Origin of the sequence: Pseudomonas sp. M20 (assembly GCF_045037865.1) — a bacterium.
Taxonomy (GTDB): Bacteria; Pseudomonadota; Gammaproteobacteria; order Pseudomonadales; family Pseudomonadaceae; genus Aquipseudomonas.
Genome location: NZ_CP173611.1, coordinates 3,694,374 through 3,712,312, shown reverse-complemented (window position 1 = coordinate 3,712,312; position 17,939 = coordinate 3,694,374). Strand labels below are relative to the sequence as shown.

Annotated in this window: 16 protein-coding genes, 1 tRNA gene and 1 pseudogene; 10 read left to right on the top strand and 8 right to left on the bottom strand. The window is 57.3% G+C overall.

Translation table 11 applies throughout. The annotated features are described in order from the left end of the window. Positions 1 to 7 precede the first annotated feature (7 nt). Positions 8 to 2,152, top strand: coding sequence for a 3-hydroxyacyl-CoA dehydrogenase NAD-binding domain-containing protein (locus ACI514_RS16365; RefSeq protein WP_405122034.1), 2,145 nt, complete (start codon positions 8 to 10; stop codon positions 2,150 to 2,152). Positions 2,153 to 2,244: 92 nt separating this feature from the next. Beyond that, a complete protein-coding gene (locus ACI514_RS16360; RefSeq protein WP_160057021.1) occupies positions 2,245 to 2,967 on the top strand; it encodes an amidotransferase in 723 nt (240 codons plus the stop codon). A gap of 108 nt (positions 2,968 to 3,075) precedes the next feature. Here the strand turns inward: ACI514_RS16360 and ACI514_RS16355 are convergent, their stop codons facing one another. The 3 genes from ACI514_RS16355 to ACI514_RS16345 all read right to left on the bottom strand — a co-directional run bounded on the left by ACI514_RS16355 (position 3,076) and on the right by ACI514_RS16345 (position 5,811). After that, on the bottom strand, positions 3,076 to 4,047 hold the full coding sequence (locus ACI514_RS16355) for a magnesium and cobalt transport protein CorA (protein WP_134175048.1): 972 nt from the start codon (positions 4,045 to 4,047) through the stop codon (positions 3,076 to 3,078). A 134-nt stretch (positions 4,048 to 4,181) separates the two neighbouring features. After that, on the bottom strand, positions 4,182 to 4,904 hold the full coding sequence (locus ACI514_RS16350) for a lysophospholipid acyltransferase family protein (RefSeq protein WP_405122033.1): 723 nt from the start codon (positions 4,902 to 4,904) through the stop codon (positions 4,182 to 4,184). A 217-nt stretch (positions 4,905 to 5,121) separates the two neighbouring features. Then, positions 5,122 to 5,811, bottom strand: coding sequence for a crotonase/enoyl-CoA hydratase family protein (locus ACI514_RS16345; RefSeq protein ID WP_405122032.1), 690 nt, complete (start codon positions 5,809 to 5,811; stop codon positions 5,122 to 5,124). Positions 5,812 to 6,106: 295 nt separating this feature from the next. Between ACI514_RS16345 and ACI514_RS16340 the strand changes: the two genes are divergently transcribed. Together ACI514_RS16340 and ACI514_RS16335 are read left to right on the top strand one after the other, a co-directional pair. Then, a tRNA-Ser gene (locus ACI514_RS16340) sits at positions 6,107 to 6,196 on the top strand. Between the two features lie 143 nt (positions 6,197 to 6,339). Beyond that, positions 6,340 to 6,660, top strand: a complete 321-nt coding sequence (locus ACI514_RS16335; RefSeq protein WP_016985528.1) for a YbjQ family protein — start codon at positions 6,340 to 6,342, stop codon at positions 6,658 to 6,660. A gap of 60 nt (positions 6,661 to 6,720) precedes the next feature. On the opposite strand, the gene ACI514_RS16330 is transcribed toward ACI514_RS16335, so the two are convergent. Then, the gene (locus ACI514_RS16330; protein WP_160057025.1) at positions 6,721 to 7,005 is read right to left on the bottom strand and encodes a hypothetical protein; all 285 of its coding nucleotides are present in this window, start codon (positions 7,003 to 7,005) and stop codon (positions 6,721 to 6,723) included. A gap of 240 nt (positions 7,006 to 7,245) precedes the next feature. On the opposite strand from ACI514_RS16330, the gene ACI514_RS16325 reads away from it, so the two are divergent. The 5 genes and pseudogenes from ACI514_RS16325 (at position 7,246) to ACI514_RS16305 (ending at position 10,414) form a co-directional block, all read left to right on the top strand. Further along, positions 7,246 to 7,434, top strand: a complete 189-nt coding sequence (locus ACI514_RS16325; protein WP_095050941.1) for a hypothetical protein — start codon at positions 7,246 to 7,248, stop codon at positions 7,432 to 7,434. Positions 7,435 to 7,758: 324 nt separating this feature from the next. After that, complete coding sequence (locus ACI514_RS16320; protein ID WP_016983669.1) at positions 7,759 to 8,130, top strand: glycine zipper domain-containing protein; 372 nt, start codon at positions 7,759 to 7,761, stop codon at positions 8,128 to 8,130. A gap of 119 nt (positions 8,131 to 8,249) precedes the next feature. After that, positions 8,250 to 9,584, top strand: a pseudogene (locus ACI514_RS16315) (IS4 family transposase). Positions 9,585 to 9,704: 120 nt separating this feature from the next. Beyond that, on the top strand, positions 9,705 to 10,124 hold the full coding sequence (locus tag ACI514_RS16310; protein WP_007914081.1) for a YMGG-like glycine zipper-containing protein: 420 nt from the start codon (positions 9,705 to 9,707) through the stop codon (positions 10,122 to 10,124). A 122-nt stretch (positions 10,125 to 10,246) separates the two neighbouring features. After that, on the top strand, positions 10,247 to 10,414 hold the full coding sequence (locus ACI514_RS16305; protein ID WP_007914082.1) for a hypothetical protein: 168 nt from the start codon (positions 10,247 to 10,249) through the stop codon (positions 10,412 to 10,414). 81 nt (positions 10,415 to 10,495) lie between these two features. Here ACI514_RS16305 and ACI514_RS16300 read toward each other — a convergent pair whose 3' ends face one another. From ACI514_RS16300 to ACI514_RS16290, 3 genes are all read right to left on the bottom strand, one after another. After that, the gene (locus tag ACI514_RS16300; RefSeq protein WP_238785296.1) at positions 10,496 to 10,714 is read right to left on the bottom strand and encodes a hypothetical protein; all 219 of its coding nucleotides are present in this window, start codon (positions 10,712 to 10,714) and stop codon (positions 10,496 to 10,498) included. A gap of 312 nt (positions 10,715 to 11,026) precedes the next feature. After that, positions 11,027 to 11,329, bottom strand: coding sequence for a contact-dependent growth inhibition system immunity protein (locus ACI514_RS16295; protein WP_160057029.1), 303 nt, complete (start codon positions 11,327 to 11,329; stop codon positions 11,027 to 11,029). Then, the gene (locus ACI514_RS16290) at positions 11,319 to 16,106 is read right to left on the bottom strand and encodes an RHS repeat-associated core domain-containing protein (RefSeq protein WP_405122031.1); all 4,788 of its coding nucleotides are present in this window, start codon (positions 16,104 to 16,106) and stop codon (positions 11,319 to 11,321) included. The genes ACI514_RS16295 and ACI514_RS16290 overlap by 11 nt, the downstream gene beginning before the upstream one ends. Before the next feature lie 246 nt (positions 16,107 to 16,352). Here ACI514_RS16290 and ACI514_RS16285 point away from each other — a divergent pair, with 246 nt between their 5' ends. Further along, on the top strand, positions 16,353 to 17,048 hold the full coding sequence (locus ACI514_RS16285) for an HAD-IA family hydrolase (RefSeq protein WP_034152892.1): 696 nt from the start codon (positions 16,353 to 16,355) through the stop codon (positions 17,046 to 17,048). A 73-nt stretch (positions 17,049 to 17,121) separates the two neighbouring features. On the opposite strand, the gene ACI514_RS16280 is transcribed toward ACI514_RS16285, so the two are convergent. Next, positions 17,122 to 17,868, bottom strand: a complete 747-nt coding sequence (locus ACI514_RS16280) for a 3-oxoacyl-ACP reductase family protein (protein WP_053116857.1) — start codon at positions 17,866 to 17,868, stop codon at positions 17,122 to 17,124. Positions 17,869 to 17,939 lie beyond the last annotated feature (71 nt).

Here is a 17,939-nt window from a genome sequence, read left to right as displayed (position 1 = left end):
CCTTGTTATGAGCGAAGCCATTCGTTACGAAAAAGGCCAGGACGCTATCGTCGTGCTGACCATCGACATGCCGGGCCAGAGCGCCAACACCATGAACGCTGTGTACCGCGAGGCCATGGCCGCTTGCGTTGCCCGTCTGGTGACTGAAAAAGACCAGATTGCCGGGGTCATCATCACCTCGGCGAAGAAAACCTTCTTTGCCGGCGGCGACCTTAAGGAGCTGATCAAGATCGGCAAGCCCGAAGCCAAAGCCTTCTACGACATGGTGCTGACCCTCAAAGCGCAGTTACGCACCCTGGAGACCCTTGGCAAACCGGTGGTCGCGGCGATCAACGGCGCGGCGTTGGGCGGCGGTTGGGAAATCTGCCTCGCCTGTCATCATCGCGTGGCGCTGGACGATGCATCGGTGCAGCTCGGTCTGCCGGAAGTGACTCTCGGCCTGTTGCCGGGCGGCGGCGGAGTGGTGCGCATGGTGCGCATGCTCGGGATCGAGAAAGCGCTGCCGTATTTGCTCGAAGGCAAGAAAGTACGTCCGCAACAGGCGTTGCAGGCGGGGTTGATTGATGAACTGGCGGCGGATCGCGATGAATTGCTGGCCAAGGCGCGCGCCTGGATCGTTGCCAATCCGACGGCAGTGCAGCGATGGGATGTGAAGGGTTATCAGATTCCGGGCGGCACGCCGTCGAATCCGAAAGTCGCGCAGATGCTGGCGATTGCGCCGTCGATTCTGCGCAGCAAGACCCAAGGGACAATGCCGGCGCCGGAGAAAATCCTCTGCGCGGCAGTCGAGGGCGCTCAGGTCGATTTCGACACCGCGCACCTGATCGAAACCCGTTACTTCACCGAACTGACCACCGGGCAGATCTCGAAAAACCTGATCGGCACGTTCTGGTTTCAACTCAATGAGATCAACGCCGGTGGTTCGCGGCCGCAGGGCTTTGTGCCTTATAAGACGCAAAAGGTCGGCGTGCTTGGCGCTGGGATGATGGGCGCGGGGATTGCGTTTGTCAGTGCTTCGTCGGGTATTGAAGTGGTGCTCAAGGACGTCAATCTGGCTGCCGCCGAAAAAGGCAAAGCACATTCTGCGGCGTTGCTGGACAAGAAAGTCGCTCGCGGACAGATGGATGCTGCGAAGCGTGATGAGGTGTTGGCGCGGATCAAGCCGTGCGAAAGTGATGCGGACCTCGCGGGATGCGATCTGATCATCGAAGCGGTGTTCGAAGATCGCGATCTCAAGGCTAGGGTTTCCTCTGCCGCCCAGCAAGTGGTTGGCGCCGAAGCCGTCATCGCTTCCAATACTTCGACGTTGCCTATCACCGGTCTGGCAAAGGCTGTGCCTGATCCTGGCAAATTCATCGGCCTGCATTTCTTCAGTCCGGTGGAAAAAATGCCGCTGGTGGAAATCATCAAAGGGGCACAGACCACCGATGAAACGCTTGCCCGAGGTTTTGATTTCGTCCTGCAAATCAAGAAAACCCCGATCGTCGTCAACGACAGTCGCGGCTTCTTTACTTCACGCGTCTTCGGCACCTTCACCAACGAAGGCATCGCCATGCTTGGCGAGGGCGTGAGTGCGCCGATGATCGAAACCGAGGCGCGCAAGGCCGGCATGCCGGTCGGGCCTCTGGCGATCTCCGACGAAGTTTCCCTCAGCCTGATGAGCCATATCCGTCAGCAAACTGCCAAGGACCTACAGGCAGAAGGGAAATCGCTGATTGAGCACCCGGCCTTCGCCGTGATTGACTTGCTGCTCAATGAATACAAGCGCCCGGGCAAAGCGGCGGGTGGCGGCTTTTACGATTATCCGGCCGGTGGACAGAAACATTTGTGGCCCGAACTGGAGGCGCGTTTCGAGCAGGTCGACGGGCAGATTTCGCCCAAAGACGTGCGTGATCGACTGTTGTTTGTGCAAGCCATCGAAACCGTGCGCTGCGTGGAAGAGGGCGTATTGACCTCGACGGCGGACGCCAATATCGGTTCGATCTTCGGCATCGGATTTGCGCCGTGGACCGGTGGCGCCTTGCAGTTCATCAACCAGTACGGGGTGAAGGATTTCGTTGCTCGCGCGCAGTATCTGGCCGAGCAATATGGCGAGCGTTTCGCGCCGCCAGCGTTGCTGCTGGATAAAGCGGCAAAAGGTGAAATGTTCTAAGGGCAACGAGCATTCCGGGGCTTGCCTTGCCAGGGTGTTTCAAGGCAGGCTCTGGGGTGTTCATTATTCCCATCACGTGTCAGGTATTTTTTATGTCGCTACGCATCTGCATTCTGGAAACCGACATCCTGCGTCCGGAACTGGTCGATCAATATCAGGGTTATGGGCAGATGTTCCAGCGCCTGTTCTCGCAGCAACCGATTGCTGCCGAGTTCACTGTCTACAACGTGATGCAGGGCGAATATCCGAGCGACAACCAAACCTTCGACGCGTACCTGGTCACCGGCAGCAAGGCTGACTCGTTCGGTACTGATCCGTGGATCCAGACCCTCAAGGAATATCTGCTGACTCGTTACGAGCGTGGCGACAAACTGCTCGGCGTGTGCTTCGGCCATCAACTGCTGGCGCTGCTGCTCGGTGGCAAGAGCGAGCGCGCCACGCAAGGTTGGGGTGTTGGCACCCACAATTACAAACTGGCAGCCAAGGCGCCATGGATGAGCCCGGTACGCGAAGAGTTGACGCTGCTGATCAGCCACCAGGATCAGGTCACAGCGCTGCCGGAAAACGCGACGGTTATTGCATCCAGCGATTTCTGCCCGTTCGCGGCCTATCACATCAACGATCAGGTGCTGTGCTTCCAGGGGCATCCGGAATTTATCCACGATTATTCGCGGGCGCTGCTGGATCTGCGTCAGGAAGCGTTGGGTTCGCAGATCTACACCAAGGGCGTGGCCAGTCTTGAGCAGGAACACCATGGTGCGACGGTTGCGGAGTGGATGATGCGTTTTGTGGCGCATAAGCCAGAAACTGTCTAAGGCCAAAAGCTTCGCGAGCAGGCTAGCTCCCACATTGGATGTTCGGTGCGCCATCGATCAGTGTGGGAGCGAGCCTGCTCGCGAATGTTCCAGACAATTCGGTCTGCGCTACAACCACCCGGATTTCTTGAAGCTCGCCCACAAACTTACACATCCCACCGCAATAAACCCCAGCACGCCGAAATATCCGTAGTGCCAACTCAACTCCGGCATGTTCTGGAAGTTCATCCCGTAAATCCCCGCCACCGCCGTCGGAAACGCCAGGATCGCCGCCCAGGCAGCAAACTTGCGCTGCACCACGCTTTGCCGTGAAGCCTCGAGCAACACACCGATCTCGATGGTCTGGCTGGCGATGTCGGCCAGAGTGCTCAGGTCTTCCATCTGTCGCGTGACGTGGATCTGCACATCGCGGAAGTACGGGCGCATGTTCTTGTCGATAAACGGGAAACTCAGTTTCTGCAGTTCCTCGCCAATCTCCACCATCGGCGCCGCGTACCGGCGCAGGCGCACGACATCGCGGCGCAAGCCATGCAGCTTCTGAATGTCGCGTTCATTCAACGCGCTACACAACACGTTGCGTTCCAGTTCATCGATTTCGGCATGAATGGCTTCGCCCACTGGTTGGTAGTTCTCGATGACGAAATCCAGCAGCGCATAAAGTACGAAATCTTCCCCATGCTCCAGCAGCAGCGGACGCGCCTCACAACGTTGGCGGACATGCGCGTAGGACGCCGAGTGACCGTTACGCGCGGTGATGATGTAGCCCTTGCCGGCAAAGATGTGCGTCTCGATAAATTGCAGAACGCCGTTTTCGCGGATGGGCGAATAGGTGACGATAAACAAAGCGTCGCCAAAGGTTTCCAGCTTCGGTCGGCTATGTTTTTCCAGGGCATCTTCAATGGCCAGTTCGTGCAGGTTGAACTGACGTTGCAGATTGGAAAGCTCTTGAGCGTCCGGCTCTTCCAGGCCGATCCAGACAAAGTGACCGGTTTTCGCGGCCCAGGCAGCGCCTTCGTCGAGGGTAATATTGGTGACTTTCTTGCCTGCGCTGTACACCGCAGCAGCAACAACTCGACCCATGGTGGTGATTCACTTCTTCTTGGCAGGTGGCAGGGAATACAAGGCTTCAGCTTAGCCGTGTCGCTGCTTGAGAGTCAGTGAAATCTGTACAGTTCACCGGGCAAAAGAAAACCCGCACAGGGCGGGTTGTCTTTTCAGGCGGCTTGCAGTTGCCGATCCATCGACTCAATGCACTCGCGCATCTGTTCGCGGCACTGATTGATGAGCATGGGCATGTCATCCATGGTCAATCCGGCTGTAGGAATCGCCGGCAGCGAGCGTATGAGAATTTTCCCGCTGCGCCAGCGATTCAGACGCATGTGCTTGATGTAACTGCTCACGCAAACCGGAACGATCGGTACACCGGCGGCAATCGCCATCTGGAACGCGCCTTTCTTGAAGGGCAGCAATTCTTCGCCGAGATTGCGCGTGCCTTCCGGAAACACCCAGATCGAGGTGTCTTCGTTCTGCAAGGTATTGGTGGTGGTCAGCATCGACTGACGTGCTTTGTGCGCATTGCCACGATCGATCAACACATTGCCCGCCAGCCAGAACAGTTGTCCGAACAGTGGCACCCACTTGAGGCTCTTCTTGCCGATGCACACGGTACGGCGCGGCACGACGTTGCCGAAAACGAACAGGTCATAGTTGGACTGATGGTTGGCGATGATCACGCAGCTATCGGGTTTGTTCAGCAAACCGCTGACATCGGATTTCACTCGTAAACGCAAAATACACATCGCTGGTAGCGCATAGAGGCGGGCGCACAGACGGCTGTTGTCAGGATTGAACGGGCGGCAGATCCCGAGAATCACCCCGAGCACGCCGGCCAGAATAAAGTGCAGGCTCATCAATAACATACGAAACACGAACAGCATTTTCAGGCCCCACCGGGACAAAAGGTGGCGCAGTGTACGGATGTGCACTGTTTTCGGCAATTGCCACTATAGAGTCCGGAGATAGCCGATGTTTAAGCGCATGTTTCCGAATTGATGATCAGACCTGTCCTAGAGCTGTTGCAGACTTTTAAACCATATGTGCAAGTAAAAGCCCGACACGACGGTCGGGCTTTTCGTTCCGTTCTTGAATCCAGGCTTAACCCAGATGCTCCTGATCCTGGATGATCGCGCTATCCAGCGCTTCCAGCAGTGCCTTACGGACTTTCAACTTGGTGTTCTTGTGCGCGAGCATGTTGATCTTCTTCAGTTGGCGCGCAGCGGCGAGGGCGGCGCCTTGCAGCTCCTCGGCGGAAACCACCTTGTCGAGAAAACCGGCATCCACGGCGCTTTTCGGATCGAACATCTCGCCGTTGATTACCGAGCGGTGAAATGCCGAGCGACGCAGACGGTCACGCGCCAACTCGATACCAGCGTGGTGCATGGTCATACCGATCTGCACTTCGTTCAGGCCGATGCTGAACGGGCCATCAACACCGATGCGGTAATCGGCAGACAACAGAATAAACGCGCCCTTGGCCACGGCATGACCCGGGCAAGCTACGATCACCGGGAACGGGTGAGAGAGCAGACGACGGGCCAGCGTCGAACCGGCAGTCACCAACGCTACCGCTTCTTTAGGGCCGGCTGTCATCACCTTCAGGTCATAGCCGCCGGACAAAATCCCTGGCTGACCGGTGATGATCACGATGGCACGATCCGTTACCGCCTGATCCAGCGCCGCGTTGAATGCCACAATCACGTCCGGAGAAATGGCATTGACCTTGCCGTTGCTCAAGGTCAGGGTCGCGATACCGTCTTCGAGGTGGTAGGAAATCAACTCACTCATGACGCTATTCCTTGTAAGAAAGATCGGCAAACGTTACCCACCGTCGCAGGCCAGGTAAAGCGCCGTGACTGACTCGCCAGTCACCGTTTCCCGGCCCACCCAGCGTAACGAGGCATTGCGCTTCTATATAGAAGGGCCGCGCCCACCGAAGATTGGCCGGTTTGCCATGGCCCGTCGGTGGGCAAAATGGTTTTTTCTCTTAACCGCATGAAAATTCTGAAAAAAAGTTTGCCATCGCAAAAGCTTTCGACTACATTAGCGCGCCTCGACAGACAGAACATGTTTGAAGAGATACGGTGAAGTGTCCGAGTGGCTTAAGGAGCACGCCTGGAAAGTGTGTATACAGGAAACTGTATCGAGAGTTCGAATCTCTCCTTCACCGCCATATTCAGTACACAAAACCCCTGATTTCGAAAGAAGTCAGGGGTTTTGTGGTTTCTGGCGTCTGGATTTTATTGGCTGCGGCTTGAATTCCGCTTTGAGCTATTACAATCGCGGATTTATTCATCCATATAGGCACGACATTCCATGATTATTTCCACCACGCACGCAATTGAAGGTCGGCAGATCACCGCATACCTGGACATCGTCAGCGCCGAGTCGGTGCAGGGCGTCAATGTGATCCGTGACATGTTTGCCGGTATGCGCGACTTTTTCGGCGGGCGTTCGCAGACGCTGGAGCGGGCGTTGAAGGAGGCGCGTATTCAGGCGACTGAAGAGATCAGGGAGCGCGCGCGTGCTCTGCAAGCTGATGCGGTGGTCGGAGTGGATTTCGAAATCAGCATGCCCGGCGGCAAGGGCGGGATGGTTGTGGTGTTTGCGACGGGTACAGCGGTGAAGTTGCGCTGAGTTTGTTGGGCGGTGTGTGAGCCCATTCAGAGATTGAACGGGCTCAGTCTTTCTGTGTAATCAGCCTTGTGGCTTGAGGAGCACGGTGCCTCTTTCGTCATAGGTCAGTGGTGTATCAATGGCGACCAGAGGGGGTGTATCAGAAGGCGGGATGGGTTCGACTGGCTTGCTGGGATGGTAAATGACCCCTGGTTGCAGAACCGGTGTATCCGGATCTGGATACTTGATGGTGATTTCACCGGAAGCGATCTTTTCCTTGAGTTTTTCAGCGCCAGCCTTGCCGGCTGCGATCTGTTCGTCCGTGAGTTTTACGACAGGCATATTCGGGAATCCGTTGATTTGCATGTTCTCTCCTTGAGATTCATTTGTATGAAAAAGGGCAACGGCCTGTCTCTGCAATTCTTTAGCGGTGTAGGACCAATGGCACTACATCGCGTTGAGTTTTTGTAGGCCATTCGTCGGGCATCAGGAGATCTGAATAACAAGTCCAGGAATGACCAGCTAGTCTCAAAAACGTTGGAGGTCGATATTTTTTCAGGCGAATGGGTTTTTGCCGGTGTCGACCGGTGGCGAAGGGGCGATGGTATGACTGATCCGTATATCGAAGACGATGGCGCTGAATTTTCCTTCAATAACTGTGTACGGTGCGGTCAGACCGAGTACCAGTCAGGCTTTGGCGAGGACCGGGTGCAGACCGGCAAGATCAAATCCACAGCACCGAAAGGACCGAAGGCAAAATTTCTACCCAAGGTCAGCGCGCGATCCAGAAAATAATCTGTCACTGCATAACCCCGTCATTGAACGGGGTTTTTTATGGCTGATTGAGTGAGAGACATGTCCTACTCAGTTCGGCGGCAAATGCAGTGGGCTTTCACAAACTTTTCACGTCTACCGCGGTAGGGTGAAGCCATCCGTTAGAAAGCAAGTCTCCAGCCCGTCTCCCCAGCGGGCTTTTTTTTGCCTGTCATAAAACCTTTTGCAGAATCGCTGTCCAATCGGCGCCGAGTACGCGAAGCCTCTGATTTCGGCTGGACTTTTGCGCAGCGACGGCATTAAATCCCGGCCCTTTTTGTCATCCCAATTTTTGAGGTTTTCGTCATGCGTTTAACACTGCCTGCTCTGGTTCTCGGGCTTCTGGTTGCTCAAGGTGCAATGGCTGCTGGCGATGGTACTGCGGCGCTGGGCGGTGGTCTGGGTGGCGCGCTGGGTAATGTCGTCGGCCAGAAAATGGGCGGCAGCACTGGCGCGGCAATCGGTGCTGGCGTAGCAGGCGCGGCGGGCAGCGCAATGGCGGCACGCAAGGGTAGCCGGACCAAAGCGGCCATTGGCGGCGGTGTTGGTGCAGCCGGTGGTTCGGTGATCGGCAACAGCCTGGGCGGCAGAACCGGCGCCACGATTGGTGCAGGCCTGGGCGGCGCAGCTGGCGGCGCGGTGGGCAGCAACTTGTCCAAAGGTCACAAGCGTCACTGAGACTGATTGTTTGTCCGAAAAAGCCCGGCTTGATGTCTAATGCTGTTCACTTAAGCATTTGAATCCTCGCCGGGCTTCTTCGAAAATCCGATGTCAGATCTCTGGCATCGGATTTTTTTATGTCTGTTCAACAGGACTTGCTCGACCTCGGCGACCTTTTCAACTTCTGTGACTTGAGTACTTTCACTCAAAATATTCCCATCGAGTGGGTTGCGTCTGCGCTGGATCTGTCTAGCCAGGCCACTATCCGGCGGCGGCGTCGCTTGCCTGCCGACCAAGTGCTCTGGCTGGTGCTCGGCATGGCATTGTTTCGCGACGAGCCCGTTCATGAGGTCGCCCGACGTTTGAACATCTGCGCCCAAGGTCTGGCTTCTGACCATCTGTTGGCCCGTAGCGGTGTGACCGAGGCCCGCAAGCGGCTGGGGGCCGACCCGGTTGAGTGGTTGTTTCGCAAAACGGGTACTCAATGGGGCGCGCAGCGCTATCCCGATGATGCCTGGCAGGATCTGCAAGTATTTGCAGTCGATGGTGCGCTTCTGCGCACGCCGGATACGCCGGAGTTGCGAGACCATTTCGGTTCTGGAAACACCTCGACCGACCGCCAGACTCCCTTTCCCATGCTGCGCCTGGTGGCGCTGATGAATGTGCGTTCACACCTGATCCTGGATGCACAGCTTAGCCCTTACCGACGCAGCGAAATGCGTCTGGCCGATGAGTTTTTGCAGCAGATCCCCGACCACTCCGTGACGCTGTTCGATAAGGGATTCTGGAGCGCCGATCTCATGCTCAGCCTGAGCGGCGACGGCAACCAGCGCCACTGACTGATTCCGGCAAAAAAGGGATTGGTTTGCGAGGAGATAGCCCGTTACAACCAGCACGACCGTTTGGTGCGTATGAAAGTGTCGCCGCAAGCCAGAAAGCGAAATCCGACTCTTCCCACACACTGGGAGGCGCGTGAAGTCAGTTATGAAATTCAAGGCAAAGTAAAAACAGTCATGACGTCGTTGCCGGCCAAGATCTACAGCACCAAGTCTGTTGCCAAGCTTTATCAGGAGCGCTGGGAAATCGAATTGGGCTTCAGGGATATCAAAAGCTCAATGCAGCAAAACGCAATGACCTTGCGCAGCAAAAAGGTCGATCTGATCTACCAGGAAGTATGGGGGTTGTTGCTGGCTTACAACGTGATTCGTCGGGAGGCAAGTCAGGCAGCAGTGGCGTTTGGTCGAGCGCCGTCGGACGTCCGTTTCAAGCCGGTTTGCCAGTACATCGCCGTGCAGTTGATCGTGATGGCTGCGGCCAATCCTGTTTCAGCGACGGGTAGACGGTTGGCGGAACTTAGAAAAGGCGTTGGCGGGTTGTTTCTGGATCACCGCCCAAGGCCTTCGAGGCCAAGGACGGTGAAGAGCTCAAAAACCCGGTTTCCGGTGGACCGTAAGGCTGCTCCGCTTAAGTGAACAGCATTAGGCTTGATGTCGGGCTTTTTCATGGCTGAACGTTTTTCCCGTTTGCGTCTCCAATCTCACATAGGCCCATGTCTGGGCGGACTGTCCCGCTTCGGGAACTGTGAGGTTCATATGCGCTTGTCATTATCTGCACTGTTTTTCGGTTTGCTGGTAGCACAAGGGGCGATGGCCGCTGGTGATGGCACCGCCGCTGTGGGTGGCGGCCTGGGCGGCGCGCTCGGCAATGTGGTCGGTGGACAACTCGGTGGCAGTACTGGCGCGGCGGTAGGTGCGGGTGTTGGCGGCGCGGCCGGCAGTGCCGTCGGGGCGAATAAGCGTAATCGCACCGAAGCTGCCATTGGTGGTGGTCTCGGCGCGGCGGGTGGCTCGGTCGTCGGCAACAGCCTCGGCGGCTCAACGGGTTCGACCATTGGCGCAGGGTTGGGCGGCGCGGCGGGTGGTGCGGTCGGTAATAACCTCGGTGACGATGGTGGCTCTCATTCGGGCGGCGGTCATAAACACAAGAACAAACATAAAAACCGCCATCATTGATGGAGGTTTGAACAGAAACCCGGCTTTTTGCCGGGTTTTTTGTATTTGCTCGTCAGACACCGGAACGATTGGCCGTAGGGCTTTTCGAACGTCATACACGCCATGAGATGATGAGGTTTGCCATGACTCCCGAAACTGAAGGCAAGGAAGAGAAAGGTTCGAGTGGACTGCCGTTTATCAATGACCCGGGGAATGAGGATCCGGGGTCGTTGATGGATGATGCCACGGTGCCGTTGAATGATTCGGATGAGGCGGATATGGAGTATGAAGAGGATGAGGATGAGCAGTGAACGCTTGTCTTCAAACCGAACCTAGTTATCTGAACCTGAATCTACTGGGCCTGTAATTTCAGGCCCTTATAGGTGTGCATGCTAGTCAGCCATACTTTCGTTTAACTTCCTTTCGATGTGATGTAGCCATACTTCGCCAGATGCCCATTCGTTCCAGTAACAGTAGTAGCAATGCAGTTCCTTTAACAGAAACGCCCGTAGGTCCATTTCGTTTAGCCTTCGGCTGAGTAAGGTTTGCAACTCGTTACGGACTAATAGTAATACTTCCTTGTCGGAGTTTCTCAAAAAATCGTCAATCACTTGATCAGATGTGTCGTGCTCCACCAGCCAGTCTTGATGAAAGTAGGCGCCAAAAAATCATGAGCCTCTGGAAAGTCACTTTTCATAGCTCTGGAAATCCCGTTAGTAAAAAATATCCCAAAGGTAGCGCAGGGTCTTTTTTCAAGACCAATAGTAATTTTGATGTTGAGTGAGAGTGCGTGAAGCCATTGAGCATGTTTGTAGATGGTTTTCACACTACAGGGCCTGTTTTCAGGCCCTATTGGAAGTAAGTGGTGATTTGGTAGTTTCCTTCGACTGGATGATGTTTTTTAAAAATCAATGATCGATCGTTTACCTCCGTTTTTTTAGTAAAAGCTTAACGTGATCTAGCCATTCGATCCCATTCGGCCATTCATGCCAGTAGCAGTAACAACATCCTATTTCTTTGAGTAAAAAACTCCGTAAGTCAGTTTCTGTAAGATTTAGCGCCAATAGGGTTTCAATTTCTTTTGCGACATCGAGCAATGTTACTTCCTCGGAGTCTGCTATGAACGACTTGATAATGTCGTCTGCCCGTGCTGACTCACACATCCAGTCTTCATGGAAATATGCGCCGAGGAATTGAAAGAGCTGGGGGTGATCATCATTTGTCATTTACGAATCCTGTCAAAATGAAATAGCCGAGAGGTGCTTTTGCCTCACGTTGGATTATCAGCCTAATGCTGAATAGCGGTTCCAGCTTCCCGCTCTGCCGAACAACACCTACGCCTGCCGGAGCAATTGTAGGTTCATTGATAACAAGTTTCTTTCCCTTACCTTTGAGAAAACTGTCTATCTTGTTTTGATTGTTTTTGATCACGGCTGAAATAGAGGATTCGGCTTCAGTTCTAGTGAGAAATGTGGAGGCAATGGGTATGTTTGGCTCTGCTTTTAACCTATGTCTTAGCTGGGCCTCAGATCGTTCGACATGTTTTTCATAAACATGCCCTCCCCGAGAGTCGTTTGCCTTCAAACCACCTCCTGGAACTATCTCACTATAGGGTCCATCAGCTTGTATTGCTCCCGGACACGGAGTGCAAGTCAACCCCAACGGATCCACCCACCCCGTCGGATTCGGCACGTACTGGTACTGATTCAACCCACCGGCCAACTTGATCGGATCCGGCGTCAGATACCGTCCCAGCCGCGGGTCGTAGTACCGGTGCCGGTTGTAATGCAGGCCGCTTTCCCCGTCGAAATACTGCCCCTGAAAGCGCAGCGGCTGATTCAGGTAGTCGTCGCCGGCCAGGGTCAGCGTGGCGACTTTGCCGTAGGCGTCGTATTGCGCGGACCAGACGATGTCGCCGCTGTAGTCGGTGAGTTCCTGCGGGGTGCCGAGATGATCGAGTTGGTAGTAGAACGGGCAGGCCTTTTTCGGGCCTTTGCCGTCGAGCAGCGCGAGCGGGCGGAAGGTGCCGGGTTCGTAGACGTAGCTGCGGTATTCGTGTTCGCTGCTTTCAGCGACGAGGTGGTCGCCTTGCCAGAAGAATTCGGTGGTGGCGTCGCCGACGGTTTTGCGGATGCGTCGGCCGAAAGCGTCGTAGGCGTAAGTCGCGGTCTGGCCGTCGGGGCGGGTCAGGCCTATCAGGCGGTGCTGGCTGTCGTAGCGGTATGCAGTGACGAGAGTTTGCGCGCGGCCGCGGCGTTCGCGGATCAGGTTGCCGAAGGCGTCGTAGTCGTAATGGCGGTCGCCCTGCATGAGCAGGCGGTTGCCTTTGATTTGACTCGGGCCGGGGCGGTCCTGCATCAGCAGGTTGCCGGCCGGGTCGTGGGCGAAGGATTCCGGCAGTTCGTCGCGTGAGTGGCGTACGCGAATGAGGCGGTCGAGGGCGTCGTAGCCGTAGGTGCGCTGGCCGTGGCGGCTGTCGGCAATGTGCGCGAGATTGCCGTTGGCGTTGTAGGCATAATCGCGGCGGTACAACGCATCGCGCTGATGGCCTACGGCGTGGGCGAGTAATCGTCCTTGATCGTCGTAGGTATATTCGCTGAGCAGCAAACCTTGTTGGCGTTGCCGTTCGCGTCCGGACTGGTAGACGTGACGGGTCAGCGGCGTGCCGTTGAGGTCGATGTCGGTCAGCGCGCCGCCCTTGGCGTGGCGGTAATCGAGCACGCTGTTGTCCGGTAGACGTAGGCGCTTGAGCTGACCGCAGGCGTCGTAGCGGTAACGCAGAGTGCCCCAGCCCTGATGCTCGGTGATCAGCCGGTCCTGGCGGTCGTACTCGAAGGCGAGCGGATGGTTCTGGCCATCGTCGACGCTGACCAGTCGGCCGAGGCGATCGTATTGGTAGGTGACCTTGATCCCATCGGGCAGGGTTTTGACTAACAGCCGGCCAGCGGCATCGCGCTCATAAGCGGTGAGCAGACAAGAGCCGTCATCGCCGAACTCGGTTTTCTCCAGCAGATGGCCGTTGAGGTCATAGGCATACGCCGTGCGCCGGCCATCAAAACCGCTTTCCTGGCGAATCAGCCCGGTCGGCGTGTAATCGAGCCGGTATTTTTCCCCGGACTCGTTTTCGATCTCGGTGAGCAGCAGTTGCGCATGGTCGTAGCGGTACTGCACCCGTGTGCCGTCGGGGTTGATTCGCCGCGAAACCAGGTGCAGGTCGTCGTCATACTCATAACGGGTGATGCGCCCGAGTTCATCGCGCTCGGCAGTGACCTGACCGTAGGCGCCGTAGCTGTAGGCGCGGGTGCTACCGGTAGGAAAAGTCGTCTGAATCAGTCGGCCAACGGCGTCCCAATGCTGACGGGTAACCGCACCGTGTTCGTCGGCGGTGGTGGTCCGCCGCCCCAGTGCATCGTAGGAAAAACGCCGCACGCCACCGTCGGGCAGGGTCTCTTCGGTCAACTGGCCGAGGTTGTTCCAGACCAAGCGATGGCGACTGCTGTCCGGGTAGCGGATCGACAGCAACTGACCCCGGGTGTCGTAGTAGTAATGGGTGACCTGGCCATCAGGATCGACCGCTTCGGTGACATCGCCCTCGGCATTGCGCCGGTAGATCCACACCGCCTCGCCGCGCGAACGCCGATGCAAGAAACCGTTGCGATACTCGTAGGACGTGGGCGCCTCGTCCGGCGGAATCAGCGCGATCAGCCGTCCGACCTCGTCGTAGCGGTATTCGGTGACCGCCCCCAAGGCATCCTGCTCGGCGATCAACCGCCCCGATGAGTCATAGGCCTTGAGCTGCTCGCCACCATCCGCCGAGACTTTACGCACCAGCCGCGCACGCTCGTCGTGGACGTACGTTTCTTCGGTGCCATCGACGTAATGCACCGCGACACTGCCGTCGTCGTTCCAGACGTAGCGCGTGTCCATCTGCGAAAACGAGGCCCAATGCCTGACACAGCGAGAAGCCTTGCCCGAACGTTCCCACTCCCAGAAAAAACTCGCGCCACCGGCCAGTTGCCGCTGCAGAATCACGTGAGCGTCGTCGTAGTCGTAACGCTCGCTGTCACCGACGGCGTTGCTCGCTTCGATCAGGTGCTGATAGGCGTCGTAGCGGTAACTGACCAGCGCCTGTTCGGTGCTCCAGGCACCGTCGCGAAACACCTGGTAATCCACACCAACCAACTGCGCGCGGTCATAGCGCAACAGCAGCGAACGCCCGGCGCCGTTGTCCAGGCGCTGCACCCGGTCAGAGCGATCGCGCTGCACCGTCAGACGATTGCCATAGGCATCGCTGATCGCCGTCAGCCGTCCCGCGCGAAAGTGATAAAACCGCGCCGCGTCCCCGGCCAGTGCGAGGATCAGCTCTTCCGGCTCATCGCCCAGAAAAATCGCCGCCCGCGATAGGCTGTTGTGAATCGCCGGTCGTTCAACGCTCGGCAACGGAAAACGAGTACACCGGTTTTCGTGGTCGACCCAGACCACAGAGTCGCCCTCAAACGCCAGTCGATGCGCCAGCGAATGGCTCCAGCCAAACCCCAACCCAACATCGATTTCGGCGGCACTGCTGCGATACAACCGCGTGAATTCAAACGGCAACACGCCATCGAGCACGGCATCAGTCAGGGTCAGCAGTTCTTCACCGGTGACCATCGACACCGGGCAACCGTTGGTGCAGGTGTGGGGCACACAATCAGCGCTGTCACCGTTGGGATTTTTCGCCTGATCCGGCGAGTCGTCATGCGGCTCATGTCGCTCGATCCGGCTCGAACCGCCAGACTTGTCCCGCACAACAGGCGCCGGATTCGGCACCGTCAACACCACAGAATCGGCCTGACGAATGTTCAGCGGTATCGACGGTGTCGGTTTCAACTCAACGTCACGCACATTGAGCATCAGCGGCTTCAAAACGCTGGCATGCCGCGTCAAATCCGCCGAGGACGTCAGTTCGGCCAAGCGCAACGCCGAGGCCGCCAGCCATTCCCGCGCCCGTGGCGACTTGACCTTCGCCAGCACCTTGCTGCTCAAGCGCACCGGCACGCCGACGCCACCCGACAACCCCATCAGCAGAAAACTGATCAGCAGTTCGACCCGCACCTCGGCTACCACTTCAGCTACATACTGCGGCGGCAGCATCTTCAGCCAACTGGTGAACGCGGCCAGATGAATGAACAGCAAAGGCTCGTCACTGAGGATCAGCAGACCATTGGCAATGGCGTCGCTGGAGGCATTCAACAACGCCTCAAGCTCGGCCTCACTGAGGTACTCCAGCAGTTTTTCACTGTTGGCCTGCAGGTCGGCGAGCAGGCCGAATACCTGTTTGATGTCGTCCCAAACGCCATTCAGGGCTTTCTCGAACCCGCGCCAGTCGGCCTGCTGCAACTGGCCGTAACGGTCAAGAAATCCGGCGCTGGAGAACTCCGTCCACTGGGGCTGAAACCCTGCCCACTCAGCGCGCAGCCAGCCTTCCAGGCCTGCAATGACACCTTCATAAGAGGCATACAGCGCACGCACATGGTCCGTGGACACATCGGGAAAGAAGGTGATGCGATAACGCTGGCCCCGATCGCAGTTGGTCACCTGCAGAATGCCGCTGGGGCCGATGGTGTAATGCAGCGCTTCGCCGAAAGTCAGCACGCCGCCGACATCGGCAAGCACCGGTTCGAGGGTTACCGGGGTGTTGCCAATCGGCACAAACCGCGCGGCGTCGAATATGTGCACCAGCGTCAACGTCCCGCTGGCCGGGCACATGACCACCGATGAACTGAGCGGTTGGCGCGACTTGATCGGCGCGCTGAGGCGCACGTCGTTGCCGACAGTGAACACCTGCTCGACCTCCAGCGCGGTGCCTGTCCAGAACTGCTCGGCCCAGGCGTCGTAGTGGTTCAGGCACAGGCGGAATTCGCGGATCAGGTGTTCGAAGTCCGGCTCGTCCGGGTTCAAAGCAGCAACAACGAGCAGGCCGATGCTGTTGTTCAGGGCCAGCAGCCGATCGGTTGGAAGCATTCGCAGTCTCTCGCGCACATCAAAAAGGTGCGGGGACTTTGCGGGGGATCAATCAGGAAAGAAGTCGGGCGAGTAGGCAATACCTGTAGGATGTTTCGCTGAATTGTTGCGAGTCGTTCATCGCTGCGATGGACATTGCCGTTGCTCAATGTCCGTCGCGCTCGTTATGCTGCTGAACCCTTTAATCAGATCCGCGTAGTGGCGCCAACTGTGCCGCCCGGGATGTCTTTGTTAACGGATCCGATGATGAATGCACCGCTGAAGGCGTTCGGCCCGATCAAGGCCGTGATTTTCGATATGGACGGTTTGCTGCTGGACACCGAGGGCATTTACACCGAAGTCACCTCGTTGATTGCCGGGCGCTACGGGCGCACCTTCGACTGGAGCATCAAGCAGAACATCATTGGTCGCGGGGCCAACGATCTGGCGAACTACGTGGTGCAGGCACTGGATCTGCCGATCACCGCCGAAGAGTTTCTGGTGATTCGCGAGCCGCTGATGCGCGAACGTTTTCCCACCGCACAAGCGATGCCGGGCGCAGAGGAATTGATTCGCCATCTCAAGGCGCACAACATCCCGATTGCTGTTGGCACCAGTTCCTCGCGTCAATCGTTCGGCCAGAAAACCACGCTGCACCGTGACTGGTTTGCGTTGTTCGACTTCATCGTCACGGCAGACGACCCGGAAGTCGGCGCGGCCAAACCGGCGCCGGATATCTTCCTGACCGCTGCCCGTCGTTTGGGTGTCGCGCCTGAAGATTGTCTGGTGTTCGAGGATTCGCCGTTTGGCGTGACCGCTGCGAAAGCCGCAGGCATGACCGCGATTGCGATCCCCGATGCTGCCATGGCCGATGAAAAGTACGCACACGCCGACGGGATTCTGCGCACACTGAAAGCGTTTACTCCGAGTGCTTGCGGCTTGCCGGCGCTGGAATGGGCGTAAGCATCTGACACAAAAAACGCCGCCCCTCTGTAACAAGAGGGGCGGCGTTTTTCGTTCAGGCGACCCGGAAAAATCAGGCGCCGAAACCACCGTCGATGGTCAGGCTGGCACCGGTGATGTAACCGGCTTCCGGGCCTGCCAGGTAGGCGACGAAACTGGCGATTTCTTCGGCTTTGCCGTAACGACCCACTGCCATCAACGGGATCAGGCTTTCGGCAAAGTCACCGTGCGCCGGGTTCATGTCGGTGTCGACCGGGCCGGGTTGCACGTTGTTGACGGTGATACCGCGTGGGCCGAGGTCGCGGGCCAGGCCTTTGGTCAGGCCGACCAGCGCTGATTTGCTCATCGCATACACACCGCCGCCGGCAAAGGGCATGCGGTCGGCGTTGGTGCTGCCGATGTTGATGATGCGCGCGCCTTCGCCCATGTGCTTGGCGGCTTCCTGCGAGGCGATGAAGACGCTGCGGATGTTGATCGCCACGGTCTGGTCGAAGTCTTCGAGTTTGAAATCTTCCAGTGGTGCGACGGCCAGCACGCCAGCGTTGTTGACCAGAATATCGACGCGGCCAAAGGCTTCGACGGTGGCGCTGACGGCGTGGCGAATGGCGGCGGCATCAGCGCTGTCAGCCTTGATCGCCAAGGCTTTGCCGCCGTTGGCGGTGATGCTGTTCTGCAATTCTTCGGCTTTGGCGGTGGAGCTGACGTAGGTGAAGGCTACTGCAGCGCCTTCAGCGGCCAGGCGTTTGACGATGGCTGCGCCGATACCACGGGAACCGCCTTGAATCAGAGCAACTTTACCGCTGAGGTGTTGAGTGGTCATGTTCGATCTCCAGAGTGGTCAAGGCAGGAATGCCTTGGTATTGGTGCCGAGTATCGGCGTGGTATCGACAA

Bases quoted from the DNA above. Each gene is read 5' to 3' on its own strand.
- ACI514_RS16365 (WP_405122034.1), top strand. From the start codon at position 8: ATGAGCGAAGCCATTCGTTACGAAAAAGGCCAGGACGCTATCGTCGTG.
- ACI514_RS16350 (WP_405122033.1), bottom strand. From the start codon at position 4,904: ATGCTGTTCGTGTTTCGTATGTTATTGATGAGCCTGCACTTTATTCTG.
- ACI514_RS16305 (WP_007914082.1), top strand. From the start codon at position 10,247: ATGACTCCCGAAACTGAAGGCAAGGAAGAGAAAGGTTCGAGTGGACTG.
- ACI514_RS16295 (WP_160057029.1), bottom strand. From the start codon at position 11,329: ATGACAAATGATGATCACCCCCAGCTCTTTCAATTCCTCGGCGCATAT.
- ACI514_RS16325 (WP_095050941.1), top strand. From the start codon at position 7,246: ATGACTGATCCGTATATCGAAGACGATGGCGCTGAATTTTCCTTCAAT.
- ACI514_RS16310 (WP_007914081.1), top strand. From the start codon at position 9,705: ATGCGCTTGTCATTATCTGCACTGTTTTTCGGTTTGCTGGTAGCACAA.
- ACI514_RS16320 (WP_016983669.1), top strand. From the start codon at position 7,759: ATGCGTTTAACACTGCCTGCTCTGGTTCTCGGGCTTCTGGTTGCTCAA.
- ACI514_RS16280 (WP_053116857.1), bottom strand. From the start codon at position 17,868: ATGACCACTCAACACCTCAGCGGTAAAGTTGCTCTGATTCAAGGCGGT.
- ACI514_RS16335 (WP_016985528.1), top strand. From the start codon at position 6,340: ATGATTATTTCCACCACGCACGCAATTGAAGGTCGGCAGATCACCGCA.
- ACI514_RS16360 (WP_160057021.1), top strand. From the start codon at position 2,245: ATGTCGCTACGCATCTGCATTCTGGAAACCGACATCCTGCGTCCGGAA.
- ACI514_RS16355 (WP_134175048.1), bottom strand. From the start codon at position 4,047: ATGGGTCGAGTTGTTGCTGCTGCGGTGTACAGCGCAGGCAAGAAAGTC.
- ACI514_RS16345 (WP_405122032.1), bottom strand. From the start codon at position 5,811: ATGAGTGAGTTGATTTCCTACCACCTCGAAGACGGTATCGCGACCCTG.
- ACI514_RS16330 (WP_160057025.1), bottom strand. From the start codon at position 7,005: ATGCAAATCAACGGATTCCCGAATATGCCTGTCGTAAAACTCACGGAC.
- ACI514_RS16285 (WP_034152892.1), top strand. From the start codon at position 16,353: ATGAATGCACCGCTGAAGGCGTTCGGCCCGATCAAGGCCGTGATTTTC.
- ACI514_RS16290 (WP_405122031.1), bottom strand. From the start codon at position 16,106: ATGCTTCCAACCGATCGGCTGCTGGCCCTGAACAACAGCATCGGCCTG.